Here is a 24,571-nt window from a genome sequence, read left to right as displayed (position 1 = left end):
GTTAACAAGTTAACATATTGCAATCATGCGCCCTTGTCGCCATCGCGCGGGGCTTCGTCTCGTCGGCGCGCGCGAGGTACAATCGGTCACGACCGCAGGAATGCGTCGAGCCTGGCGAACAGCGGGTTTTCGCGGTCCAGCACATAGTCCAGCGAGGCCACCGATACCGTGTCGGCGCCGTGGTCGCGCAGGAAGCTGCCGAGCGCATAGATCTGCGCCGGCGGACAGTGCAGCGTCAGCATGCCCGACGAGGTCGGTCCGCCGAAGGGCGCGACCACGCCGAAGCGGTTGTGCGCCTCGGCCAGCATTGCTGCATCGCATCCTTTGAAACGGGTGCGGACCTCGCGGTATTTGCTGGCGCGCGAGCGCGCGTGAATGTGGTCGAGGATCACGCGTGCCGTTTCGCGCGCATCGCTCGACCAGTCGGCGTCGCGCGAGGCGACGAGATTGGCCTGGCTGCGCAGGATCACACCGTCATCGAGCACCTTCAGCCCATTGGCGGCCAGCGTCGCGCCGGTCGTGGTGATGTCGACGATCAGTTCGGCCGTGCCGGTCGCGGGCGCCCCTTCGGTGGCGCCGGCGCTCTCGACGATGCGGTAATCGACCACGCCGTGCGAGGCGAAGAAGGTGCGGGTGAGATTGATGTATTTTGTGGCCACCCGCATGCGCCGGTTATGCTGGGCGCGGAAGCCCGTGGTGACGTCATCGAGATCGGCCATGGTGCGCACGTCGATCCAGGCCTGCGGCACGGCTACCACGACATTGGCGTTGCCGAAGCCGAGGCCGTCGATCAACAGCACGCGCTTGTCGGCGTTGACGATGCTCTCGCGCACCAGATCCTCGCCGGTGACGCCCATATGTACGGCGCCACGGGCCAATTGCGCGGCGATCTCGCTCGCCGAGAGATAGGCGATCTCGACATTGTCGAGGTCTACGATGGTGCCGCGGTATTCGCGGGCGCCGCGCGGCTTGGCGAGGGTAAGGCCGGCACGGCTGAAAAAGGCTTCTGCGTTTTCCTGCAGGCGGCCCTTGGACGGGACCGCGAGAACGAAGAGGGCACTCATGATGTCCTCGCGCTGCGGCTATCGGCAGGCTTGCGGCCAATCCTGGTCAGCGCTTCGACCCAGATCGCAAAACCGACAGCCGGGATCGGCGTGGCCGAGCCGAGCCTCGTCGTCAGCCCATCATAGCGGCCGCCGGCGACCAGCGGTTCGCTGCCGCTGCCTTTGGCATGCACCTCGAATTCGAAGCCGGTGTAGTAATCGAGGCCGCGCCCGAACGAGGTCGAGAAGCGCAGGCTGCTTACGTCGATGCCGCGGGCGGCCATGAAGCCGATCCGGGCTTCGAGCTGATCGATCGCCGTGGCGATGTCGAGCTTGGCATCGCGCGCCAGCGCCCGCAGTTGCGCGACCGCTTCGTCGGGATCGCCGGAGATGGCGAGAAAGCGCTTGATCAGGCCGAGCGCGTTGTGCGGCAGCGCGCCGCCCTTCAACGTCGATTGTTCCAGGAAGCGGTCGGCGATCTCCGCCACTGTGCGTCCGCCGACCTGGGCGGTGCCGGCAATCGACACCAGGTCGGTCACCAGCGCCAGTGCCGCCTTGCGGTCGGAGCCGGCAAGCGCGGCAAGGACGCCCTCATATTCGTTGCGGCCGGCGCTGGTCGCGAGCGTCAGCCGCTCGAGGTCCTGCTCCAGGGAGACCTTGCGATTGAAATCCTTGATCAGCCGCCGCCGCCAGACCGGGTAAAGATCGAGCGCGTCGATCAGCGCATTGAACAGCGCCACGTCCCCGGTGCGGATCTCCACCTCCTTGACGCCGAGCGCGCCGGTCGCTTCCAGCGCCAGCGCCAGCATCTCGGCATCTGCAGCGGGGCGGTCCTGGCGGCCGAAGGACTCGATGCCGGCCTGCTGGAACTCGCTTCTCAGCCCCCCGCGATAGCGAAAGACCGGACCGAGATAGCTGAAGCCGGCGACCTGGCCGGCCCGCTTCGAGGCCAGATAGTCCCGGGCCACCGGGATGGTGAGGTCGGGCCGCAGGCAGAGTTCCTCGCCGCTGGCATCCGTGGTCAGGTAAAGGCTCTTGCGGATGTCCTCGCCGGAAAGGTCCAGGAACGGCTCGGCCGGCTGCAGGATGGCAGGCTCCGCCCGCTCGTAGCCCGCCTGGGCGAACGAGGCCAGCAGGGCGTCCGCCCATGCGGCAGTTCCGGTCGAGGCAGCGGCTTCGGTCATCTAAAGAGGCTTCCAGGGGCTCGAAGTTGGGCTGCCCTTAGCATGGCTCGCCGGCGGTTTCGACAGGGATCGGCCAGCTCGCTTAACGGAAAAGTCGACCGAGGCAGGGTCATTCCCGCTTGTCCGTCCAGTCGCCGAGCGCGGCTTGCACCAGCGCCAGCGCGGCGACGGCTGCGGTGTCGGCCCGCAGGACGCGCGGGCCCAGCGAAAGCCGCAAAACATGCGGCTGGTGTACCAGAAGTTTCCGCTCCTCCTCGGCGAACCCGCCTTCGGGCCCAACCAGGACATCGATTCCGAGGCCATCCGCGGGGCCTTTCCGCAGCGCCCGGAGAGGATCAGCGGCCTCGGCGGCCTCGTCGCAGAAAATCAGGAGGCGCTGGCCCTCGCGATTCTCGAGGTAACGCGCAAGCGGCACGGGATCGGCCACTGCGGCAAGGCTCAAAATGCCGCATTGCTCGGCCGCTTCGATGACATTGGCCCGCATCCGCTCCCCATTGACGCGAGCGACCTGGGTGAAGCGGGTCAGCACCGGCTGCAGGCGCGATGCGCCCATTTCGACGGCCTTCTGCACCATGTAGTCCAGCCGGGCGTGTTTGAGCGGTGCAAAGACGTAAGCGAGGTCGGGGAGGCGATCCTGCGGGCGCGTCTGGCTGGCGATGGTAAGGGTGTCCGGCCGCTTGCGGCCCGAAAGAGCCGCTTGCCATTCGCCGTCGCGTCCGTTGAACACCAAAATGGTGTCGCCGGCGGCAAGCCGCAGCACATTGCCGAGATAATTGCTCTGGTCGCGCTCCAGCGTGACGGTCGCCCCCGTCGCCAGGGATGCGTCGACAAAAAGGCGGGGGGCGCGAAAGTCGAATTCAGGCATTAGTGATGTTCCCAACCAGGCCTGGTTTTAGCCTAAAGGCCTAGAATCAGTGACAAATATTCGCCCGTGCCTGCGGCCTCGCGCCGCGCTGTTGCCAAATTCCACGGGTTGTTAACGACCTCGGGGAATCGTAATAACGCCCTTAATCGAACATCGCGCCGTGATCGGGTAGACGCTAGTGCCGGGACACTAGGGGGATCACAAGGACTTGCCGGAGAAACAGCCTTGATCATCCGCCGCTTGCTGGGACCGTTCACGGTCGCCGTCATTGCCGCCCACGCCGGTCATGCGTGGGCGCAAGGCGCGTTTCCCGCGCCGCTCCCCAACCAGGGTGTCGTGAAGAACGATCCTGCCTTTCCGCCGGTGAATGGCGCGGCTCCGAGCGCATCGGTCGGCGCGCCGCCGACCAGTACCTCCTTTCCAACCAACGGCGCGGCGCCGATCATGGGCGGCGGCGGCGGCTTTGTGCCGGCGGCACCGCCACAGCAGGCCGGCCCCGCCGACGCCTGCATGAAGGAATTCCTGCCGCTGCGCGAGGAGGCGGAGCGACGCGGCAAACTGATCAAGGCTGCGAGCGACCGGCATGCTTCGCCGGACGAGGCTTGCAAGCTGATCGGCAATTTCGGCCAGGCCGAATTGAAGATGATCAAGTATGTCGAGACGCATGCGGCCAAATGCGGAATCCCGCCGCAGATCGCCGATCAGTTGAAGTCCGGGCACAAGAACACCGAGGCGCTGCAGAAAAAGGTTTGCACGGTGGCACAGCAGGTGCAGGCACGCGGCCCTGCGGGCCCGACGCTCAGCGAGGTGCTGGGCTCCTCGGTTTCCGCGCCCGAGGCGACGCCGGTCAAGAAAGGCGGCAGCACCTTCGATACGCTGAACGGCAACGTGCTGGAGCGGTGAGGCCGTGAGCGACGCGTCGGCACGCGTTGCGGATTCCACCGGCAATTGGGTCGATACCCATGCGCCGCTCTGGTTGCGGCCCTATTTGCGGCTGTCGCGTCTGGACCGGCCGATCGGGTCCTGGCTGCTGTTGTTGCCGTGCTGGTGGTCGGCGGCGCTGGCGGCAGGCGTCGCGCACGACCTCTCGCAATTGCCCCTGACGATTGCCTTGTTCTTCCTCGGCGCGTTCGCGATGCGCGGTGCGGGGTGCACCTGGAACGACATCACCGACCGCGATCTCGATGCGAGGGTCGAACGCACGCGTTCGCGCCCCATTCCCGCGGGCCAGGTGAGCGTGAGACAGGCGCTCATCTTCCTGGCGGCGCAGGCCCTGGTCGGCCTTTTAGTGCTGCTGCAGTTCAACCGTTTCGCCGTTGTCACCGGCATCGCCTCGCTTCTGGTGGTTGCGATCTATCCGTTCATGAAGCGGATCACCTATTGGCCGCAGGTCGTGCTGGGACTCGCGTTCTCCTGGGGCGCGCTGATGGGCTTTGCGGTGATCCTGCAGCGTATCGACGCCACCGCGCTCCTCCTTTACGCGGGCTCGATCGCCTGGGTGATCGGCTATGACACCATCTATGCGCATCAGGATGCCGAAGACGACGCGCTGATCGGCGTGAAGTCGACGGCGCGCCTGTTCGGCGCCCGCACGCACGAGGCGCTGGTCGTCTTCTACGGAATCGCGGTGGTGCTGATCGGCGCGGCGTTTTGGCTTGCCGGCGTGCATTGGCCGGCATGGCTCGGGCTTGCAGTATTTGCCGTCCATCTTGCCTGGCAGATCCGCCGCCTGAAGATCGGCGATCCCGTGCTCTGCCTGCGCATCTTCAAATCCAACCGTGATGCCGGATTGTTGCTGTTCGCCGGTCTGTTGATCGACGCGGTGATGCGCGTTTGACGCGTTAGCAAACCGTCACCGTCGTCCTGAGGAGGCCGCGACGCGGCCGTCTCGAAGGGCGACGGCCCGGGTGCTGCAGCGGGGCCGTTCATCCTTCGAGGCTCGCGGAGCCTGTCATCGGGCCGCGCTCCGCGCGGACCGGTGGCGAGCACCTTAAGGATGACTGTTCGACAGTCGTTCATTCATCAACAAGCGCAGGCTTAGTTGCGCGCGATGATTTCGCGCTCGCCGCGGTAGATCTTCGCCGGCTCCAGCAAACTGCCGGCACGCCGCCGCATCAGGAATTTCGGCCGTCGCGCGCGGATGGCGTTGCGACGCCGGCGCCGCGGTGCGGGCTCGCAGGCCGCATGCTGCAACATCGGCAGCGCGAAAACATCGCTCCATAGCTGCCAGGCGGCCGCGATCTCCTCCTCGTCGACGCCGACGCAGAGAGGAACGCTGAGCGAGGGATCGCGGTGCGCCAGCACCAGCATCCGTCCATCCTTGATGTCGCACAGGGCAACACCGAGAAAATCACTGACGCGGAGTCTGAGCGCCATGCGCATGCCGCGAACGGCACGACGCAGCACGACGCGTTCGCGATCGAGCTCGACCTGTCGCACGAACCCGTCGGCGCGGGCATCATGCGCGTGAAAGCTGACTGGCAAAGAGAGAGGGTCGAGCCGCAATGCGCGGCTCGACCCGGCGGGATTGGTCCCGCCCGTTGCTGTTTGACGCCTCACGGCTTTTGGTCTCCCCGCCGGGATTTTTGTTCCCCGGTCGTTGCGCGACACCTTACGCCGCGTCCCGTCGGTTTCGCCTTAAAAAGCCTGGTTAATCCAAAGTCACCGCCGCTCCTATGCTCGGCATGATTGACAAGACCTTGGCTTGCATGATTGACGAGACGTTGCGAGAGAGCGGAGATTCTTAGGCTTCCGGCTCGTGAAAACGCTTGAAGTCCGCGCCAGTTGCGCACATCTGAGACGAATTGGGTTTGTTTCCGACACTCCCTCCATTGCTCGGGAATCTGTTCGTGATCTCTTCACCATCCTCATCGACGCAAGCCAAAGGCACGAGTTCGGACCTGTTCGACCAATCGGCCTTGTCGGATCTTGCGCAGCGGCTGGTGGAAGCGGCCAAGCGCGCCGGCGCCGACGCCGCCGACGCGGTTGCGGTGCGCGGCGTTTCGCACGGCGTGGAAGTGCGCGACGGTCGCGTCGAGGAATCCGAGCGCTCGGAAGGCGACGACGTGGGCCTGCGCGTCCTCGTGGGGCAGCGGCAGGCGGTCGTCTCCACGAACGACGTCTCCGGCGACGGCGTGGCCAAGCTCGCGGAGCGGGCGGTCGCGATGGCGCGTGTCGCGCCGGAAGACAAATATGTCGGGCTGGCCGATCCCTCGTTGTTGGCGCGCGATCTGCCCGATCTCGATCTGGTCGATCCCGCGATTCCCTCCACCGCCGAACTCGAGCGACGCGCGCAGGAGGCCGAGGCCGCCGCGCTTGGGGTGAAAGGCGTTACCAAATCTGGCGGCGCGTCGGCGTCCGCCGGCATTGGCGGCATGGTGCTGGTGACGAGCTCGGGTTTTCATGGTGCCTATTTGCGTTCCAGCCAAAGCATCTCCATGACGGCGATCTCGGGCGAGGGCACCACGATGGAGCGCGACTACGACTACAGCTCCGCGCCGCATGCCGCCGACCTCTATTCGCCCGAGCGCGTCGGCCGCAGCGCCGGCGAGCGCGCAGTGGCGCGGGCCAATCCCCGCAAGGTCGAAACCTGCCAGGTGCCGGTCGTCTATGATCCCCGCGTCTCGGGTTCGCTGGTCGGCCATCTCGTCGGCGCCATCAACGGCGCCTCGATCGCGCGCAAGACCAGTTTTCTGAAGGACAAGCTCGGCGCGCAGCTCTTCGCCGACAACATCCGCATCATCGACGATCCCTTGCGCCGCCGCGGCTTGCGTTCCCAGCCTTTCGACGCCGAAGGCGTCAGCGTGAAAAAGCTCGCCATCATCGATCAGGGCATTCTGACCTCCTGGCTGCTCGATTGCGCCACCGCGCGCGAACTCGGCCTTGCGACCACCGGTCACGCCCATCGCGGCGTTTCCTCTTCGCCCTCGCCCGGGCCGTATAACCTGCATCTGGAAGCCGGCGCTGTCACGCCCGCCGAGCTGATCTCAGATATCAAGCAGGGATTTTACGTCACCGACCTGATCGGCTCGGGCGTCAATGGCGTCACCGGCGATTACAGCCGCGGCGCGTCCGGCTTCTGGATCGAAAACGGCGAGATCACCTATCCGGTGAGCGAGGTGACGATCGCCGGCCACCTGTTGCCCATGTTCAAGTCGATGGTTGCGGCGAGTGACCTGGAGTTCCGTTACGGCGTCAACGCGCCGACCGTGCGCATCGAGGGACTGACGCTTGGCGGACGTTAGCCGGGAGACATTGTCGCGCGATGCAGAACTCCTGAAGGACACCGTGCGCGAGGCCGGCGCGCTGGCACTCGCGCTCTTCCGCACCGATCTGAAAAAATGGATCAAGGGCACTTCCTCCCCGGTGTCGGAGGCCGATATCGCGGTCAACGACCTGCTCGAGGCGAGGTTGCGCTCCGCAACCCCCGATTACGGCTGGCTGTCGGAGGAAAGCGTTGACGACGCGGACCGGCTGGCGAAACGGCGCGTGTGGATCGTCGATCCCATCGACGGCACGCGCGGCTATCTCGCCGGACGCGAGGACTGGTGCGTGAGCGTGGCGCTGGTTGAGGACAACACGCCACTGTTCGCCGCGGTGTTCGCGCCGGCCAGCGACGAATTCTTTTTCGCCATGCGCGGGCAGGGCGCCACCCGCAACGAGATGGAGTTGCTGGCCACGCCCGGTACGGCGCTGGATTTCACCCGTGTCGCAGGCCCGAAACCGCTCGTTGAGCGGCTCACTACGGGTTCAGGCGACGTCACGCTGCATCCGCGAATCGCTTCACTGGCGCTTCGGCTGTGCCGGGTCGCGGATGGAAGTCTGGATGCGGCGTTTGCCGGCGGCAATAGTCACGATTGGGATCTTGCGGCGGCTCATTTGATCGTGCAGGAAGCGAATGGTAGGATGACCGCGCTTTCCGGCGAGGGGATTCTGTACAATTGCCGGGAAGTGACACACGGGGTGCTGGTGGCGGCAGGACGCGATCGTCATGCGAGCATTGTCGCGCATTTTCGAGATCGTTTGCCCGTTTAAGCGCCCTGACCCTGTCGCGAGATTCGAGCTTGCCGGGCATCCATCCTAGGAAAGAGAATCATGCCAGATAATGCCCCGCAGCAACAACTGCTTCATCTCGTCTTCGGCGGTGAACTGACCGACCTCGAACACAACACGTTCAAGGACCTCGAGAAAGTCGATATCGTCGGGCTCTTCCCCAACTACGCGACTGCTTACGTGGCCTGGAAAGCCAAGGCGCAGCAGACCGTCGACAACGCGCATATGCGCTACTTCATCGTGCACCTGCATCGGCTGCTCGATCCCGCCCAAGATACGAAACCCGGCCGTTGAAGAAGCTGCTTCGCATTATTTTGCGCAGCGGCTGGTTCCAGCGAGCTGTGGGGTTCCTCGCAGCCGAGTATCTGCGGCTGGTCTGGAAGACCAACAAATTCGTTATGGACCCGCCGCATGTCTATGACATGGTCGAGCCGCGCCAGCCCGCGATCTTCGTGTTCTGGCACGGCCAGCATTTCATGACGCCATTCATCAAGACCAAGAAGGACCACCGCGCCAAGGTCCTGATCTCACGCCATCGCGACGGCGAGTACAACGCCATCGCCGCCGAGCGGCTCGGCATCGGCACGATCCGCGGCTCCGGCGATCATGGCGGGGCCTTTCACCGCAAGGGCGGTGTCGGCGCATTCAGGGAGATGGTGCGCGCGCTCGAGGAGAATTATAATGTTGCGCTGACCGCCGACGTGCCGAAGCGCGCGCGCGTCGCCGGTCTCGGCGTCATCATGCTGGCGAGAGAAACCGGACGGCCGATCATGCCCTTTGCGATGGCCACCAGCCGCTTCATCCGACTAAAGAACTGGGACCGGACCACGATCAATCTGCCGTTCGGGCACGGCGCATTGGTGGGGGTTGAGGAGATCAACGTGCCCAGCGATGCGGACGCCGCGACCATGGAGCGGTTGCGCTTGAGGCTGGAGGCCTATCTGAACGAGGCGACCCGCCGCGCCTATGCCAAAGTGGGGCGCCCGGAGGCCGGCCGTGGCTAACTCGCTGCCGATGACGCTGCGCGTGTATCGCAAGCTGTCGTCGGTCGTGGTGCCGCTGGCGCCGGCCCTGATCAATCGGCGCTTGCGGCAGGGCAAGGAGGATCCGGAGCGCATCGGCGAGCGTCGCGGCATGTCGCGCGATCCGCGGCCCGCGGGCCCGTTGATCTGGATACATGGCGCCAGCGTCGGCGAGGTGCTGGCGGCAGCCGCCTTGATTGAGAGACTGCGGGCGCTCGACATCCGCATTCTCGTCACATCAGGCACGGTGACCTCGGCCGCGATCGTGGCCAAGCGCTTTCCGCCCGACATCATCCATCAATACGTGCCATACGATTCGCCGCGCTTCGTCGCGCGGTTCCTCAATCATTGGCGGCCCTCGCTGGCGCTGTTCATCGAGTCCGACCTCTGGCCGAACATCATCCTGCAAAGCGCGGCACGGCGGCTGCCGATGGTCCTGATCAACGGACGAATGTCGCAGCGCTCGTTTCCGCGCTGGCGGCGGGTGTCGGGCACGATTTCGGCGCTGCTGGAAAAATTCGATATTTGTCTTGCGCAATCGCGCACCGATGCCGAGCGCTTTTCCGCGCTGGGCAGCCGCAACGTCGTCGTGACAGGCAACCTGAAGCTCGACGTTCCGGCGCCGCCCGCCGACGCGGTCAAGCTGGAACGGCTGACGGCAGCGACGCGCGGGCGGCCGATCGTGGTGGCGGCCTCGACCCATCCCGGCGAGGAAGAGATCCTGATCGAGACACAGCGGGCGCTCGGTGGATTGTTTCCGCAGCTTTTGACCGTGATCGCTCCGCGGCATCCAGATCGCGGGCCCGCGATTGCGCAGATGATCGAGGCCGCGGGTCTGAAAACCGCGTTGCGCTCGCGCCAGCAATTGCCCGATACGGCGACCGAGATCTACGTCGCAGATACGCTCGGCGAATTGGGCCTGTTCTACCGCTTGGCCGAAATCGTCTTCATGGGCGGCTCGCTGGTCGAACATGGCGGGCAAAATCCGATCGAGGCGGTCAAGCTGAATGCGGCGATCGTGCACGGCCCGCATGTCTTCAACTTCACCGACGTTTATGAGGCGCTCGACCAGGCCGGCGGTGCGCGAACCGCTGCCGACAGGGAGGCGCTGATCAAGCAACTCGGCCAGTTGCTGGCCGATCAGGACGCGCGCGAGAGGCTGGTTACGGCATCCACCCGCGTCGTGGCGCAGCTTGGCGGTGCACTGGACCGGACGCTGGCCGCTCTCGAGCCCTATCTCTTGCAGTTGCGGCTCGAGATGGGAGCCGCCAATGCGTGAGCCGGCCTTTTGGTACCGGCCGGCATCGTGGACATCGCATCTGCTCTGGCCGTTTGCCGCGCTGTACGGCGCGGTCGCGGGCCTGCGCATGGCTCGCAAGGGTTTTGACGCCGGCGTCCCCGTGTTCTGCGTCGGCAATTATCATCTGGGCGGCGCCGGCAAGACGCCGACCGTGCTTGCGCTTGCCGACATCCTGCGCGAGCTCGGTGAGGCGCCGGTCGTGCTCAGCCGCGGCTACGGCGGACGGCGGCGCGGCCCCTTGATGGTCGATGCTGGCAGGCACACGGCCGTCGATGTCGGCGACGAGCCGCTGATGCTGGCCGTGCATGTTCCGGTGGTGGTGTCGCGCGACCGCATCGATGGCGTCGCGCTCGCAAGATCGCAGCGCGCCAGCGTGATCCTGATGGACGACGGTTTCCAAAATCCCGCGCTTGCCAAGGACGCCGCGCTGATCGTGATCGACAGCGAGCGCGGCCTCGGCAACGGCTGCGTCTTTCCCGCAGGCCCCTTGAGGGCGCCGCTCGCGCCGCAGCTTGCCCGCACCAGCGCGTTGATCGTGATCGGCGCGGGTACTGCGGCGAAAGACGTGGCTGCGGCGCTTGCCGCATCCGGCAAACCGGTGCTCGCGGCGCATCTTCGACCCGATGCGGCGGCGATCGAACAGCTCAAGGGCAGACGCGTGCTCGCCTTCGCCGGCATTGGCGATCCCGAGCGTTTTTTTCGCACCTTGGGAGCGGCCGGCGTCGAAGTCGCGCAACGGAAGGCGTTCGCCGATCACCACCCATTCTCAGTGCATGAGATCGAGGCGCTGGTCACCGCGGCGAAGCGAGATGGCCTGATGCTGGTGGCCACGGAAAAGGATCTGGTGCGATTGCGCGGCGATGCGCAGCTTGCGGCGCTCGCACCGGAGATCGTGCCGTTTCCGGTGAGCTTGCAATTCGAGGACGTCGCGCGCTTGCGCAAGCTCGTGTCGGACCAGCTCTTCAAGGCGCGCGAGAAGAGTTTTCACAGACATTAAGATGGGTAGAGAAAGATTGGTAGAGCCGCCGCGTCGCGCGAACGCGCCCCCGATGACAGGCTCATTCACATCCCACGGTCGCGAAATGGGTTTCGCTCTGCGCTCTACCCATCTCACGCTTTGCTACGTCCTCGGACGCTACTTCTTCACCTGCTCGGGGTAATGCCGTTGCAGCACCGCGGTCGGCGTCGCATAGGCTTCCTGCAGATCGACGCTCCAATATTTCAGTTCATCGAGCGGTATCCGCACGTCGGTCACCGCGCAGCGCACATAGGTGCCGGGCGAGATCACGCGGAAATCGCCGTCAAGGTATTGCACCTGCGCTTCCCCATGACCTGAGGGACCGAATTTGTTCAGCACGATTGTGGGCTCCGAATTAAATCCCGGTAATCTGCCGGTGTGAGGCTCAAATCCTGCTAACATAAATAGGTCGCGCTGTCCGCCTGCGAAACCCACTGATTCGTGATGTTTTGCGGTTCGGGCCGCATGGTACTTTTTTCCGCGGATGAGGCTGGTGTCCCCCGCCGGCATAGATTTGCAAAGTTCGATGCGCCGTCTTGCCGTCCTCGCATTGTTGCTGATTGCCGCCCCGGCGCTTGCCCTGTCCTCGCCGCCGGCTCCGCGTCAGGTGGAGATCCCGTCGGGCACGGTCACCCTTCGCGCCCAGCTCTATAAGCCCGATGGCGATGGGCCGTTTCCGACCGTCATCGCGCTCCACGGCTGCGGCGGCTTGGGCAGCCGTTCCGAGCCCGTGTTGCCGCGTTACCGCGATTGGGCCGAGCAGCTCGTGAAGAACGGCCGGGCGGTTTTGCTGCCGGACAGCTACGGCTCGCGCGGGCTTGGGCCCCAATGCCGCGCCAAGGAGCATCGGGTGACCGCGCGTCGCGAGCGGGTGACCGATATTCTGGCGGCACGGCAATGGCTGATCGAGCAGCCCTGGGCGAGGGCCGATCGGATCAGCCTGATCGGCTGGGCCAACGGCGCCAGCGCGCTGCTCTGGGCGGTGCGCCCGCAATTGCTCTCCGGTAACGGCGAGCCGGATTTCCGCTCGGCGATCGCCTTCTATCCGGATTGCCGGCTCTCGGCCGGGCTCGGCTGGAGCGCACGCGTGCCGACGCTCCTCCTGATCGGCGCCAAGGACGATGTGTCCTCGCCACCGGCCTGCCGGCAGATGATCGATGGCGCGCGCGGCCGCAGCGCGCTGACGCGGATCGTGGTCTATCCTGGCGCCTATCATGATTTCGACCGCGCCAACCTGCCGATCCACGCCGTGGCGGCCTCTGTCGACGATGCCGGCTTGCCCGAGCGCGGCCATGTCGGCACCGATCCCCAAGCGCGGCAGGACGCGCAAAAGCTCGTCGCGGAGTGGCTGTCGCGGTAGCTGTTCTTGGCACCGTCATTCCGGTGCGGTCCGTCGAGATTCCGGGTTCGCGTCTTCGACGCGCCCCGGAATGACCGTGTTCAGAATAGGCTGCCCTGATCGACTGGCTTGACGATGCGCTTCGGCGTCTTCGGCTCGCGCGTGGCCGGCTTCGGCCGCTCGGGCTGGGCCACTGCCGGACGATCCGCATCGGCGGTCGCGCCGACGCGCCCATCGGCGAATTCCAGCTCGAGCCGCGCGCCGCCGCCGATCTCGGCCGCCCCATGCAAGGGATGGCCGGCCTCGTCGCGCACCAAGGCAAAGCCGCGCGCCAAGACGCTGCGATAGGACAAAGCGGCAAGCAATTGGCCGCTATGGGTGATGCGGGCGTCAAGCCGCTGCAGCGACGTCAGCAGCGCACGGTGGGCGCGCTCGGACAGCCTTAGCGTTCGCTCGCGCTGGCGGGCAATGGTCTGGCGCTGCGCCTGCGCATTGGCGAGCTTTGAGGCCCTCAGTCTTGCCTCTAGCCCGGCAAAGCGGTCGCGGCGGCGGCGCAGCAGCGAATGCGCGGCATGGGTCAGTCTTTCGCCGCAGACGAGGTGTCGGTGACGCGCCTGCTCGACCTGTCCGTGCAGCACACGCAAGGTGAGCCGCGCGCTCGCCGCGACAAAGCGGCGGAAATGGGCATGGGTATTGGCCCGCAAGCCGCGGGGCAGGGCGGCGCCGGCGCCATCGAGCCGCTGGCGCGGGATCGCGAGCAGTTCGCCGGGCGCAGGCAGGGCGCGCGCCGCCGCGCGCAACTCGTTGCGGCGGCTCTCCTGACCGCGCTGCCAGCACATCCTGGTGCGTCGCGCGAGGCTCTCCACCTCGGCCATCAAGTCGCTGCGCACGGGGACGGCCATTTCGGCCGCCGCGGTCGGCGTCGGCGCGCGCTTGTCGGCGGCGAAGTCGATCAGCGTGATATCGGTCTCGTGGCCGACCGCCGAAATCAGCGGGATGCGGCTTTCGGCCGCCGCGCGCACCACGATCTCCTCGTTGAAGGACCAGAGATCCTCAAGCGAGCCGCCGCCGCGCGCGACGATCAAGACGTCGGGACGGGCGACCCTGCCGTGTTCCGGCAGCGCATTAAATCCGCGGATCGCGGCAGCGACCTGCTCGGCCGAACCATCGCCCTGCACCTTGACTGGCCATACCAGGACATGGCGGGGGAAGCGGTCCGACAGACGATGCAGGATATCGCGGATCACGGCGCCGGTCGGCGAGGTCACCACGCCGATCACCTCGGGCAGCCAGGGCAGCGGCCGCTTGCGCCGCTCGTCGAACAGGCCTTCGGCGGCCAGCTTCCTTTTTCGCTCTTCCATCAGCGCCATCAGCGCGCCGATGCCGGCCGGCTCCAGGGCCTCGATCACGATCTGATATTTGGAGGCGCCCGGATAGGTGGTGAGCTTGCCGGTCGCGATGACCTCGAGCCCCTCCTGCGGCTTGAACCGCATCCGGTAGAGCGAGCTCTTCCAGATCACCGCCTCGATTTTGGCGTTCTCGTCCTTGAGCGCGAAATAGCAATGGCCGGAGGAATGCGGACCGCGGAAACCCGAGATCTCGCCGCGCACCCGGACATGACCGAAACGATCCTCCACCGTCCGCCGCAGGGCATTGGACAGTTCGGAGACGGTGAATTCGGGCGCGTTGATCAGAGGTTCGACAGCAGGCATCTCGAATCGCGAATCGCAGGGATAGGTGCCCAAGTTAGGGATTTTCGACCGGGATCGCCAATCCGCTGGTTTCAGCCTTTTCTCTGTGGTACAGAGTACTCTGTGACAGGGCTCGACGAGATCATTCATCAGCCGCTGCGGTTACGGATCATGGCGGCGCTCAACGGCCTGCCGCAAGGCATGGGGCTGGAATTTTCCCGGCTCAAGAAGTTGACCGGAGCGACCGACGGCAATCTCGGCGGCCATATCGAGACGCTCGCCAGTGCTGGCTATGTCGGCGTGGAGAAGGCGTTCGTGGGCAAGAAGCCGCAAACCACGGTCACTGCGACCGCAGCAGGGCGCGGCGCGTTCGCGCGGCACGTCGCGGCGCTGCAGGAGATCATCGCGGGGGCGGGCGGCACGGCTTAAGACGCTCCGTCATTCCGGGGCGCGCGCAAGCGCGAACCCGGAATCTCGAGCTTTTACGCCCAAACAAGCTCGAGCGCTTTGCGCGCGCCGCGGAATGACGGACCTGGCTGGCTTTTCCCCTTGCGAGAGAAGGGGGAGTCGTGCGACCCGCTCCATCATCCAATTCCACAGACTGCACGATCGACCCATGCACATTCTCCTGCTCGGTTCCGGTGGCCGCGAGCACGCTTTGGCCTGGAAAATCGCCGGCTCTCCGCTGCTGACAAAACTCTGGTGCGCGCCCGGCAATGCCGGCATTGCGCGCGAGGCCGAATGCGTTGCGCTCGACGTTGCCAACCATGCCGCGGTGATCGACTTCTGCAGAACGAATGCCATTGACCTTGTCGTCGTTGGGCCGGAGACGCCGCTCGCGGCCGGGATCGTTGACGACCTTGAAGCCGCCGGGATCAAGGCCTTCGGCCCGAGCAGGCAGGCGGCGCAGCTCGAGGCCTCCAAGGGCTTCACCAAGGCTCTCTGCAGCGAGTTCAACATTCCGACCGGCGCTTATCGGCGCTGCACCAGTGCGGCGGAAGCGCTGGATTACGTGCGTGCGCAAGGCGCGCCGATCGTGGTCAAGGCGGATGGGCTTGCCGCCGGCAAGGGCGTGGTCGTCGCGAAGACGCAGCAGGAGGCCGAGGCCGCCATCGCCATGATGTTCGAGGGCGGGTTCGGCGCGGCCGGCGCCGAGGTCGTGATCGAGGAATTCCTGGAAGGACGCGAGGTCAGCTTCTTTGCACTCTGCGACGGCGAGACCGCGATCCCGCTCGCCTCGGCCCAGGACCACAAGCGCGTGTTCGATCGCGACCAGGGCCCGAACACCGGCGGCATGGGTGCCTATTCGCCGACGCCGTTCGTGACCGACGAAGTTCATGGCCAGATCATGAATCGGATCATCCTGCCGACGGTTGCCGGCATGAAAGCGCGTGGCACGCCGTTCCGCGGCGTGCTCTATGCCGGCGTGATGCTGACCGAGCAGGGGCCAAAACTCTTCGAGTTCAATGTTCGCTTCGGCGATCCCGAATGCCAGGTGCTGATGCTGCGAATGATGTCGGACATCGTGCCGGCCTTTCTTGCGGCTATCGACGGCGAGCTGAAGCATTTCGATCTGCGCTGGTACCCGGAATCCGCTATTACGGTGGTGATGGCGGCAAAAGGCTATCCCGGCGACTACAAGAAGGGCAGCCTGATCGCGGGGCTCGATGAAGCCGCCAAGGTCGAGGGCGTGGAGATCTTTCACGCAGGCACAGCCGCCAAGGACGGCGCCGTTGTCGCCAATGGCGGCCGCGTGCTGAACATCTGCGCGCTGGGCAAGACCATCAGCGAAGCGCAGGCCCGCGCCTATCAGGCGATCGACCGCATCAAATGGCCGGACGGTTTCTGTCGCCGCGACATCGCCTGGCAGGCGGTCGAGAAGGAGCGTGCGGATTCATAGAGGCGCGTCATCCCGGACGACGCGCGGCGCGCGTCGATCCGGAATCTCGAGCTTGTTTGGCACGTTATGAGACGCTGTCGCCGCTTGTTGTCAAAGCCGCTCTCGGTGTTTACTCCAACATCGAGGTGAGCCGGATCGCGCAAGCCTTGGAGCCGGAGCGTGAGACCCACGCCTCGGCAAATAATGATGGGTGTGCACCATGTCCGACCTCGCCGACCTCTTCCCCGGCTTTGCTTCCAAATGGATCAGCACGAGGTCCGGGCGTCTCTTCGCGCGAGTCGGCGGCGAGGGGCCGCCGCTGCTTCTGCTGCACGGCTTTTCCGAAACGCACGTGATGTGGCACCGCGTCGCGCCGCAACTTGCGGATCGCTTCACTCTCATCATCGCCGATCTGCCGGGCTATGGCTGGTCGGACATGCCCGAGAGCGACGCGGAGCACAGGCCGTATACCAAGCGCGCGATGGCGCAAACGATGGTGGAGGCCATGGAGCAGCTTGGCTATGTGCATTTCGCCATGGCCGGCCATGACCGCGGCGGGCGCGTCGCCTATCGGCTGGCGCTCGATCATCCGGGACGGCTCGCAAAGCTGGCCGTGCTGGATATCCTGCCGACCTACAATTACTGGGAACGCATCAACCGGCTCTATGCACTGAAGATCTACCACTGGACCTTTCTGGCGCAGCCATCGCCTTTGCCGGAAACGCTGATCACGGCGAGCCCCGATTTCTTCCTGAAGACCAAGATGGCGAGCCAGACCAAGGCGAAGAACCTCGACGACATCGATCCGCGCGCGCTGGAGCATTACCTCGCCCCATTCCGCGATCCTTCACGCGTGCACGCGATGTGCGAGGACTATCGCGCCGGCGCCTATGCCGATTATGAAATCGACAAGGCTGACTTTGATGCCGGCAAGAAGATCACCATTCCGATGCTGGCCTTGTGGGGTGATGCCGGCATCGCGCGCGCCGCGGCTACGCCGCTCGATACCTGGAAGATGTGGGCCACCAACGTCTCCGGCGCGCCGGTCGATTCCGGGCATTTTCTGACCGAGGAGAATCCGGCAGCGACGGCGAAGCTGCTGCGCGAGTTCTTCCTGTCTGACTAAGGGGGGCGAGGCTTCGCCTACACCTTCGTCATGGCGTGGACGAGCCCGGGCATGAAGGCGCGAGTGGGGGTTATCTGCGCGCCTTGAAAAAGTCCTTCAGCATCGCCGCCGCTTCGCTCTCGCCGACCGCGGAATAGACTTCCGGCGCGTGGTGGCAGGTCGGAGACGTGTAGAACCGTACGCCGGACTCGACCGCGCCGCCCTTGGGGTCGGTCGCAGCATAATAGAGCCTGCGGATACGGGCGAAGGAGATGGAGGCGGCGCACATGGCGCAGGGCTCGAGCGTGACGTAGAGATCGCAGTCGACGAGCCGCTCGCTGCCCAGGCTCGCTGCCGCCGCACGGATGGCGAGCATTTCGGCATGCGCGGTGGGATCGCGGTCGACGAGCGTGCGGTTCCCGGCCGAGGCGATCACCTCGTTATCGCGCACGATCACGCAGCCGATCGGCACTTCCCCGGCTCTTTCGGCCGCGCGGGCCGCAGCGAGCGCCAAATCCATGAAAGAAGGTGCGGTCATGCCTCGTATCATCGAACAAAACCTGCTAAACGGGGCGCCTTCAGCAAAAGTGGATACCGGTTTTGCGAGACAGCGCCGCGATGGCGCGCGGATTGCCTTTCGACCTGACTTAACGAAAAGAGAGCCTTTCATGCCCCGCGACAAAGATAAAGACAACGCCTCTTGGCGCGGCCGGCGTGAACGGCCGGGTGGCCGCAAGGACCGTGCCGAAGCGGCGCGGGGTGGCGAGAGGAAGTTCGCCAAGCGAGGCTTTGCGGGCAAGCCGGAGGACGGCAGGGAGCGCGGTCGCGGTGACCGCGACGAGCGTCCGTTCCGGCGGCGAGAGGAACGCGGCGAGCGCAGGGATGTCCGCGCAGATCGCAGCGAGCGCGGCCGTTTCCGCGAAGATGGCCCGCGCAAGCGTTTTGATCGCCGGCCGGATGAGGCTGGCGATGCAAAATCCTGGCGCAAGCGCGACGATCGGGGACGCGAGGAGCGCAGCGGCGGCGAGCGCGGTCGCGGGGAGCGCCCGCAATCCGCGCGCGGGCGGGAGGCGCGCGGCAGCGAGGATCGTCCCAAATTCGGCCGTCCCCGTTTCGAGCGACCACGCCGCGAGCAGGAAGGGGATCGCAAAGGCTTCACCAAGCGTCCGGGCGCCGACCGCGAACGCAAGGGCGATTTCAAGAGGCGCGGCCCGCGCGAGGCGCGTGGCGGCGAGGAGCGATCTCGCTTCGCGCGCGGGCGGGATCAGCGCGGATATGATGATCGGCCCAAATTCGACCGCCCGCGTTTCGAACGGCCGCGCCGGGATAACGAAGAGGGGCGTGAGGGTTTCGCCAAGCGTCCGGCGTTCGGCGGCCGTGGCGCCTATCGCGAACGCAAGCCTGATGCCGGCAAGCGCCCCTCGCGCGAGGAGGCCAGACCTAAGAAGGTCGGCGAGCGCATCGCCAAGGTACTGGCGCGCGCCGGGCTAGCATCGCGCCGCGATGCCGAGGAATGGGTCGTGCAGGGGCGCGTCAGCGTCAACGGCCGGGTGATCAATTCACCCGCGCTCGATGTGACCGCCAATGACGTGATCGCAGTCGACGGCAAGCCATTGCCGGCGCGCGAGCGCACGCGGCTGTTTCTCTATCATAAGCCGCGCGGGCTGATGACAACGCATGCCGATCCCGAAGGGCGTCCGACGGTATTCGACAATCTGCCGGAAGGGCTGCCGCGTCTGATCAGCGTCGGTCGGCTCGATTTCAACACCGAGGGGCTGCTCTTGCTCACCAATGACGGCGGCCTCGCGCGTGTCCTGGAATTGCCGGAAACCGGCTGGCTGCGTCGCTATCGCGTTCGCGCCCATGGCGAGATCAGTCAGGCCCAGCTCGACGAGCTGAAGAACGGTATCGAGGTCGATGGCATCAAATACGGACCCATCGATGCGACACTGGACCGCGAGCAGGGGGCGAATGTCTGGCTGGTGTTCGCGATCCGCGAAGGCAAGAACCGTGAGGTGCGCAACGTGCTGGCGCATCTCGGGCTCGAGGTGAACCGGCTGATCCGCATTTCCTACGGGCCGTTCCAACTCGGCGAAATCGCCGAAGGCGCGGTCGAGGAAGTTAAGACGCGCGTCCTGCGCGAGCAGCTTGGAGACAAGATCATTGCCCAGGCGGGCTGCGATTTCGCGCAGACCGCGCCTGATCGCGGCGGTGATGAGGAGCGCGAGGCATCGCCCGGCCAAAAGCAGCTTCGGCCGGCCGGCAAGAGGGCGGTGATCGCCGACCGCAAGGGCCGCCGCGTCCTGGTCCAGCGGACCGGCAGCGAGGAGGCTCGCGCCCGCAACGAACTCGAGGCCCGTGGTTATGGCCCGCCGCGCCGCCCCAAGCGCGGCTATCATGGCAAGCGCGATTTCAAGCCGAGGGACGAGTAGAGTCGGGATGCGCGTCGTCGGTGGACGATTGAGGGGCCGCAATCTGGCCTCGCCCGCATCGCGGGAGATCCGCCCGACCGCGGATCGTCTGCGCGAGTCGGTGTTCAATATCCTTACCCACGCCTATGGCGATCCGATTTCCGGGGCCCGCGTGCTCGATCTCTTTGCAGGTACCGGCGCGCTCGGTATCGAAGCGATCTCGCGCGGTGCGGCGTTCGCGCTGTTCGTGGATAACGGCACCGAAGCGCGGGCGCTATTGCGCAACAATGTCGAGGCGCTGGGCTTGGGCGGGGTTACAAAAGTGTTTCGCCGCGACGCGGTCAATCTCGGGCCGGCGCACCCCGTAGAGCCGTTTTCGCTCGCGTTCCTCGATCCTCCTTACGGCAAGGGCCTCGCCGAGAAGGCGCTGGCTTCCTTGCGCGATGGCGGTTGGCTGAGGGAAGGCGCGGTCGTGGTGGTGGAGGAAGCGAAGGCGGCTGGCTTCACAGTGCCGGAAGGTTTTGCGGAGCTGGAGCGGCGCGTCTACGATGACACGGAGTTCGTGTTCTTGCGGGCTGGTGCCGCGTAACAGATGTCGTCCCGGCTCGCGCTTCGCTTGTCCGGACGACATCGAGATGGGGGGCTACTTCCGCCCAAACAGGCGCTCGATGTCCGACAGCTTCAGCTCGACATAGGTCGGCCGGCCGTGGTTGCACTGGCCGGAATTGGGCGTTTCTTCCATTTCGCGCAGCAGCGCGTTCATCTCTTCCGGCCGCAAGCGCCGCCCGGCGCGCACCGAGCCGTGGCAGGCCATGGTGGCCGCGACATGCATCAGTTTCCGTTCCAGCGGCAGCGCCTCGTCCCATTCATCCATGTGCTCGGCGAGATCGCGCAGCAACGCGCTCGCGTCGACCTTGCCGAGCAGCGACGGTGTCTCGCGCACCGCGACGGCGCCGGGGCCAAAGGATTCGATCGCAAGCCCGAAGGAAGCGAGCTCGCTCTCACGCGCCAGCAGCCGTTCGACCGTCGCCTCGTCCAATTCGACGATTTCAGGGATCAGGAGGATCTGCCGCTGCACGCCATTCCTGGCGAGCGAGCTCTTCAGCTTCTCGTAGACGATGCGTTCGTGCGCCGCGTGCTGGTCGATGACGATCAACCCGTCTCGCGTTTGCGAGACGATATAGGTCTCGTGGATTTGCGTGCGTGCAGCGCCCAGCGGGCGGTCGAGCAAATCGGACGGGGGTTGCGCTTCGAAACGCACATCGGCGGTGGGCGCGCCGACATCGAAGCCCGCCTGATCCGGCTCGCCGAAGGCCGGCGCGGCTGCGGCTGCAAAGCCCGGCAGCGGGCCAGTCGGCAGCGACGGCGAGCGGCGCCAATCCCAATTGCCGGGGCGCGGTGCGAGCTGCGGGCGGAACGAGGCGATCGCGGCGCTCGCGCCGTTGGCCGCGGTGCGCCGGCCCTCGCGCGCAAGCCCCTCTTTCAAGGCGTGCACGATCAGCGCACGCACCAGGCCCGCATTGCGGAAGCGCACCTCGGTCTTCGCCGGGTGCACATTGGCGTCGACCTCGCGCGCATCCAGCGCCACGAACAGCGCCACGACCGGGTGCCGGTCGCGTGGCAAATAATCGGCATAAGCCGCGCGCACCGCGCCCAAGATCAGCTTGTCGCGCACCGGACGGTCGTTGACGAAAAGATATTGCCCCAGTGCGTTGGCGCGGGTCAGCGCGGGCGAGGCCGCAAAGCCCTCGACCAGGACGCCGTCGCGTTCGGCGCGCACCTCGATGGCGTGGTTGCGGAACTCCGCGCCCAAGACGTCGCCGAGCCGCGTCAGCCGGCCCGCGGCGCCGGGCAGCGCCGCGGCCCAGGTGCTAGGAGCGCGCTCTTCGCCGGCGAGCGTGAACGCGATGTCGGGCCGCGCCATCGCAAGCCGTCGCACCACTTCCCTGATCGCCTCGGCCTCGGTGCGGTCGGTCTTCAGGAATTTTAGACGCGCCGGCGTTGCGTAGAAGAGGTCGTTGACCTCGACGCGCGTGCCCTGGCCAAGTGCTGCCGGCATCGGCCTCGCCTTCACCCCGCCCTCCACCGAAAGCGACCAGGCATGCGGTTCGCTGGCATGGCGCGTGGTGATGGAAAGCCTTGCCACCGCGCCGATCGAGGGCAGCGCCTCGCCGCGAAATCCGAGGGTGCGGATCTGCAGGAGATCTTCATGGTCGAGTTTCGAGGTCGCGTGGCGCTCAACGGCAAGCTCGAGGTCCGCGGCCGTCATCCCGGAACCGTCGTCGGTGATGCCGATGCGCCGCCGCCCGCCGCCATCCGTAAAGACGTCAATCCGGCTCGCGCCGGCATCGATGGCGTTCTCCACCAGCTCCTTGACGACGCTGGCAGGCCGCTCCACCACTTCGCCCGCGGCGATACGGTTGACGAGCTGTTCGGGAAGTTGGCGGACGGGCATGGGTTCCAGTCAGATTCGCGTTAACCCGTATTGTAAGCATTGCGCGCGCGTCCTCAAAGCAAGGCGCTTTTCCGTTGGGGATGAGGCGGGTCTATCACATTGAAGATATTGATGTTCGATGCCACGCCACAAGCCGGGCCAGACCGTGCCACTACCAGCCGCGAGGATTGTGACGCAGGGCGGGCGGGTATATGGTTTCAAGAAAAACGATCATGCGACGAGAGGAAACCATGTGCCATTTGTTCGCGCATCAGCCGCAACGCGACTATGAATCCCAGACCCGATCGTTGCGTATCGGGGGCCATTGCACGTCGATCCGTCTCGAAATGTCGTTCTGGGACACGCTGGAGGAGATTGCAGCGACGCAGAACATGAGCCTGGCAAAATTCCTCACGACGCTGCATGACGAGGTGCTCGATCATCATGGCGAGGTCAGGAATTTCGCCTCGCTCTTGCGGTGCTCCTGCCTGATCTATCGCGCAAGAAGCGCGCAGGCGGTGGCGGAATTTCATTCCACGGCAACGCCGATTCTCGACGCCGCCGAATAGTCTTTTTGGCGGCGTCCTCGCTGCAAAGCAAAAAGCGGCTCTGGCTTGCGCACAGAGCCGCCGCGTGGGTCCGATCAAATCTCCTTCTTCTGCATCGCGCCGGCGATGTAGTCGGCCTGGCGGATGGCTAGCGACACGATCGTGAGCGTCGGATTGCAGGCCGCGCCGCTGGTGAACTGGCTGCCATCGGAGATGAACAGGTTCTTGATGTCGTGGGTCTGGCCGAACTTGTTCACGACGCCATCCCGCGGCTTCTCGCTCATGCGATTGGTCCCGAGATTATGGGTGCTGGGATAGGGCGGCGTCGGATAGGTGACGGTCGCGCCGACGGCCTCGTAAACCGCCGCGCCTTGCTTGTAGGCGTGGGTCCGCATCGCGATGTCATTGGGGTGATCATCGAAATGCACGCTGGCGACCGGCAGGCCGAACTTGTCCTTGGCCTTCGGATCGAGGGTGACGCGATTGGTCTCCTGCGGCATGTCCTCGCCGACAATCCAAAGGCCGGCCATCCGCGGATATCCCTCGATGGCGCTGGTGAACTCGCGTCCCCAGGCGCCTGGATTGAGGAAGGCCGCCATGAAGGGCAGGCCCAGCGAGAGCGTCTCCATTTCATAGCCGCCGACGAAACCGCGCTTCGGATCATAGCGCGCCTCATCGCGGATGATGCCCGCCATTGTGGTGCCGCGATACATATGGACTGATTTCTCGAACACCGCGTAGACGCTGCCGGTCGTGTGCCGCATGTAATTGCGCCCGACCTGGCCCGACGAATTGGCAAGGCCATCGGGGAACATGCTGGAGGCGCTGTTGAGCAGCAAACGCGGGCTCTCGATGGAGTTGCCGGCCACCGCCACCACGCGTGCTTTCTGCCGTTGCATGGCGCCGGTCTCGTCGGCATAGACCACGCCCGTGACCTTGCCGCTCGCATCATGCTCGATCTTGAGCACCATGCTGTTCGGGCGCACCTCCATGTTTCCGGTGGCCTCGCCTTTCGGGATTTCGGTGTAGAGCGTCGACCACTTCGCGCCGGATTTGCAGCCCTGGAAGCAGAAGCCGATCTGCAGGCAGGAGCCGCGGCCGTCGCGCGGTTCGCTGTTGATCGCCATCCGCCCGGTATGGACTTCCTTGTAGCCGAGCGTCTTGGCGCCGGCTTCGAGCACCTTGAAATTGTTGTTGCCGGGCAGGCCGGGAATGCCGTTGGTGCGCGTCACGCCCATCTTATTCTCGGCCTTGGCGTAATACGGCTCCATCTCGGCGAGCGTGATCGGCCAGTCCAACAGATTGGCCCCGGGAAGCCCGCCATAGGTGCTCTTGATCTTGAACTCATGCTCGTCGAAGCGCAGCGATGCGCCGGCCCAGTGCGTGGTCGAGCCGCCGACCGCCTTCACGATCCACGCCGGAAGATTGGGGAAGTCCTTGTGAACGCGCCAGCTTCCCGACGTCGTGCGCATGTCCTTCCAGGCAAGTTGGGTAAAGCTGTCCCATTCGTCGTTGACGAAGTCCTGGTTCTCGATGCGCGGGCCCGCCTCCAGAATGACGACCTTCACGCCCTTTTGCGCGAGCTCATTACCCAGCGTTCCGCCGCCGGCGCCCGAACCTATGATGACGACCACGCCGCTGTCGTTCAGATCGAATTTTGCCATTTTGATTCCTCCCTGA

At 65.5% G+C, this 24,571-nt stretch carries 24 protein-coding genes; 15 read left to right on the top strand and 9 right to left on the bottom strand.

The window, feature by feature from the left end; all coding sequences use genetic code 11:
- Window positions 1-86: 86 nt before the first annotated feature.
- The 3 genes from hisG to P6U23_RS36085 form a co-directional block, all read right to left on the bottom strand.
- Window positions 87-1,064, bottom strand: a complete 978-nt coding sequence (hisG, locus tag P6U23_RS36095; RefSeq protein WP_407177040.1) for an ATP phosphoribosyltransferase — start codon at window positions 1,062-1,064, stop codon at window positions 87-89.
- Entirely contained in the window at window positions 1,061-2,227 is a 1,167-nt protein-coding gene (locus P6U23_RS36090; RefSeq protein ID WP_407177039.1) for an ATP phosphoribosyltransferase regulatory subunit, read from the bottom strand. The genes hisG and P6U23_RS36090 overlap by 4 nt, the downstream gene beginning before the upstream one ends.
- Window positions 2,228-2,336: 109 nt before the next feature.
- Window positions 2,337-3,092, bottom strand: a complete 756-nt coding sequence (locus P6U23_RS36085; RefSeq protein WP_407177038.1) for a 16S rRNA (uracil(1498)-N(3))-methyltransferase — start codon at window positions 3,090-3,092, stop codon at window positions 2,337-2,339.
- Window positions 3,093-3,320: 228 nt separating this feature from the next.
- Between P6U23_RS36085 and P6U23_RS36080 the strand changes: the two genes are divergently transcribed.
- Window positions 3,321-3,995: a hypothetical protein gene (locus P6U23_RS36080; RefSeq protein ID WP_407181702.1), complete on the top strand. Its 675-nt coding sequence runs from the start codon at window positions 3,321-3,323 to the stop codon at window positions 3,993-3,995.
- Between the two features lie 4 nt (window positions 3,996-3,999).
- Window positions 4,000-4,929, top strand: a complete 930-nt coding sequence (gene ubiA / locus P6U23_RS36075) for a 4-hydroxybenzoate octaprenyltransferase (RefSeq protein ID WP_407177037.1) — start codon at window positions 4,000-4,002, stop codon at window positions 4,927-4,929.
- A gap of 200 nt (window positions 4,930-5,129) precedes the next feature.
- Here ubiA and P6U23_RS36070 read toward each other — a convergent pair whose 3' ends face one another.
- On the bottom strand, window positions 5,130-5,651 hold the full coding sequence (locus P6U23_RS36070; protein WP_407177036.1) for a DUF6101 family protein: 522 nt from the start codon (window positions 5,649-5,651) through the stop codon (window positions 5,130-5,132).
- A gap of 290 nt (window positions 5,652-5,941) precedes the next feature.
- On the opposite strand from P6U23_RS36070, the gene P6U23_RS36065 reads away from it, so the two are divergent.
- From P6U23_RS36065 to lpxK, 6 genes are read left to right on the top strand one after another with little or no spacing between them, the layout of a single operon-like run.
- The gene (locus tag P6U23_RS36065; protein ID WP_407177035.1) at window positions 5,942-7,336 is read left to right on the top strand and encodes a TldD/PmbA family protein; all 1,395 of its coding nucleotides are present in this window, start codon (window positions 5,942-5,944) and stop codon (window positions 7,334-7,336) included.
- A complete protein-coding gene (locus tag P6U23_RS36060; RefSeq protein WP_407177034.1) occupies window positions 7,323-8,126 on the top strand; it encodes a 3'(2'),5'-bisphosphate nucleotidase CysQ in 804 nt (267 codons plus the stop codon). Before P6U23_RS36065 ends, P6U23_RS36060 begins: the two co-directional genes overlap by 14 nt.
- 60 nt (window positions 8,127-8,186) lie before the next feature.
- Window positions 8,187-8,438 (top strand): DUF4170 domain-containing protein, encoded by a 252-nt coding sequence (locus P6U23_RS36055; protein ID WP_024507583.1) that lies wholly within the window; start codon window positions 8,187-8,189, stop codon window positions 8,436-8,438.
- Entirely contained in the window at window positions 8,435-9,148 is a 714-nt protein-coding gene (locus P6U23_RS36050) for a lysophospholipid acyltransferase family protein (protein WP_407177033.1), read from the top strand. Before P6U23_RS36055 ends, P6U23_RS36050 begins: the two co-directional genes overlap by 4 nt.
- The gene (locus P6U23_RS36045) at window positions 9,141-10,445 is read left to right on the top strand and encodes a 3-deoxy-D-manno-octulosonic acid transferase (protein WP_407177032.1); all 1,305 of its coding nucleotides are present in this window, start codon (window positions 9,141-9,143) and stop codon (window positions 10,443-10,445) included. The genes P6U23_RS36050 and P6U23_RS36045 overlap by 8 nt, the downstream gene beginning before the upstream one ends.
- Complete coding sequence (gene lpxK / locus P6U23_RS36040; RefSeq protein ID WP_407177031.1) at window positions 10,438-11,463, top strand: tetraacyldisaccharide 4'-kinase; 1,026 nt, start codon at window positions 10,438-10,440, stop codon at window positions 11,461-11,463. The genes P6U23_RS36045 and lpxK overlap by 8 nt, the downstream gene beginning before the upstream one ends.
- 138 nt (window positions 11,464-11,601) lie before the next feature.
- Here lpxK and P6U23_RS36035 read toward each other — a convergent pair whose 3' ends face one another.
- Complete coding sequence (locus P6U23_RS36035; RefSeq protein WP_024507587.1) at window positions 11,602-11,823, bottom strand: DUF2093 domain-containing protein; 222 nt, start codon at window positions 11,821-11,823, stop codon at window positions 11,602-11,604.
- 187 nt (window positions 11,824-12,010) lie between these two features.
- Here P6U23_RS36035 and P6U23_RS36030 point away from each other — a divergent pair, with 187 nt between their 5' ends.
- Entirely contained in the window at window positions 12,011-12,844 is an 834-nt protein-coding gene (locus tag P6U23_RS36030; protein WP_407177030.1) for a dienelactone hydrolase family protein, read from the top strand.
- Window positions 12,845-12,924: 80 nt separating this feature from the next.
- Here P6U23_RS36030 and xseA read toward each other — a convergent pair whose 3' ends face one another.
- Window positions 12,925-14,535 carry an exodeoxyribonuclease VII large subunit gene (gene xseA, locus P6U23_RS36025; RefSeq protein WP_407177029.1) on the bottom strand — a complete coding sequence of 537 codons (1,611 nt, stop codon included), beginning with the start codon at window positions 14,533-14,535 and terminating at the stop codon, window positions 12,925-12,927.
- A 102-nt stretch (window positions 14,536-14,637) separates the two neighbouring features.
- On the opposite strand from xseA, the gene P6U23_RS36020 reads away from it, so the two are divergent.
- The 3 genes from P6U23_RS36020 (at window position 14,638) to P6U23_RS36010 (ending at window position 17,519) form a co-directional block, all read left to right on the top strand.
- Complete coding sequence (locus P6U23_RS36020; RefSeq protein ID WP_407177028.1) at window positions 14,638-14,943, top strand: winged helix-turn-helix domain-containing protein; 306 nt, start codon at window positions 14,638-14,640, stop codon at window positions 14,941-14,943.
- A gap of 187 nt (window positions 14,944-15,130) precedes the next feature.
- Complete coding sequence (gene purD, locus P6U23_RS36015) at window positions 15,131-16,414, top strand: phosphoribosylamine--glycine ligase (RefSeq protein ID WP_407177027.1); 1,284 nt, start codon at window positions 15,131-15,133, stop codon at window positions 16,412-16,414.
- A gap of 199 nt (window positions 16,415-16,613) precedes the next feature.
- Window positions 16,614-17,519, top strand: a complete 906-nt coding sequence (locus tag P6U23_RS36010) for an alpha/beta fold hydrolase (protein WP_407177026.1) — start codon at window positions 16,614-16,616, stop codon at window positions 17,517-17,519.
- Window positions 17,520-17,589: 70 nt separating this feature from the next.
- Here P6U23_RS36010 and P6U23_RS36005 read toward each other — a convergent pair whose 3' ends face one another.
- Entirely contained in the window at window positions 17,590-18,036 is a 447-nt protein-coding gene (locus P6U23_RS36005; protein WP_407177025.1) for a nucleoside deaminase, read from the bottom strand.
- A 130-nt stretch (window positions 18,037-18,166) separates the two neighbouring features.
- Between P6U23_RS36005 and P6U23_RS36000 the strand changes: the two genes are divergently transcribed.
- Window positions 18,167-19,930: a pseudouridine synthase gene (locus P6U23_RS36000; protein ID WP_407177024.1), complete on the top strand. Its 1,764-nt coding sequence runs from the start codon at window positions 18,167-18,169 to the stop codon at window positions 19,928-19,930.
- Between the two features lie 7 nt (window positions 19,931-19,937).
- Entirely contained in the window at window positions 19,938-20,498 is a 561-nt protein-coding gene (gene rsmD / locus P6U23_RS35995; RefSeq protein WP_407177023.1) for a 16S rRNA (guanine(966)-N(2))-methyltransferase RsmD, read from the top strand.
- Window positions 20,499-20,552: 54 nt separating this feature from the next.
- On the opposite strand, the gene mutL is transcribed toward rsmD, so the two are convergent.
- Complete coding sequence (gene mutL / locus P6U23_RS35990; RefSeq protein ID WP_407177022.1) at window positions 20,553-22,364, bottom strand: DNA mismatch repair endonuclease MutL; 1,812 nt, start codon at window positions 22,362-22,364, stop codon at window positions 20,553-20,555.
- Window positions 22,365-22,594: 230 nt separating this feature from the next.
- On the opposite strand from mutL, the gene P6U23_RS35985 reads away from it, so the two are divergent.
- Complete coding sequence (locus P6U23_RS35985) at window positions 22,595-22,912, top strand: ribbon-helix-helix domain-containing protein (RefSeq protein WP_407181701.1); 318 nt, start codon at window positions 22,595-22,597, stop codon at window positions 22,910-22,912.
- A 74-nt stretch (window positions 22,913-22,986) separates the two neighbouring features.
- Here the strand turns inward: P6U23_RS35985 and P6U23_RS35980 are convergent, their stop codons facing one another.
- Entirely contained in the window at window positions 22,987-24,555 is a 1,569-nt protein-coding gene (locus P6U23_RS35980) for a GMC family oxidoreductase (RefSeq protein WP_407177021.1), read from the bottom strand.
- Window positions 24,556-24,571 lie beyond the last annotated feature (16 nt).

The organism is Bradyrhizobium sp. STM 3562 (assembly GCF_045571435.1).
Classification (GTDB): Bacteria; Pseudomonadota; Alphaproteobacteria; order Rhizobiales; family Xanthobacteraceae; genus Bradyrhizobium.
The sequence above is the reverse complement of the archived record's forward strand: the minus strand, read 5'-3'. Positions and strand labels throughout refer to the sequence as shown.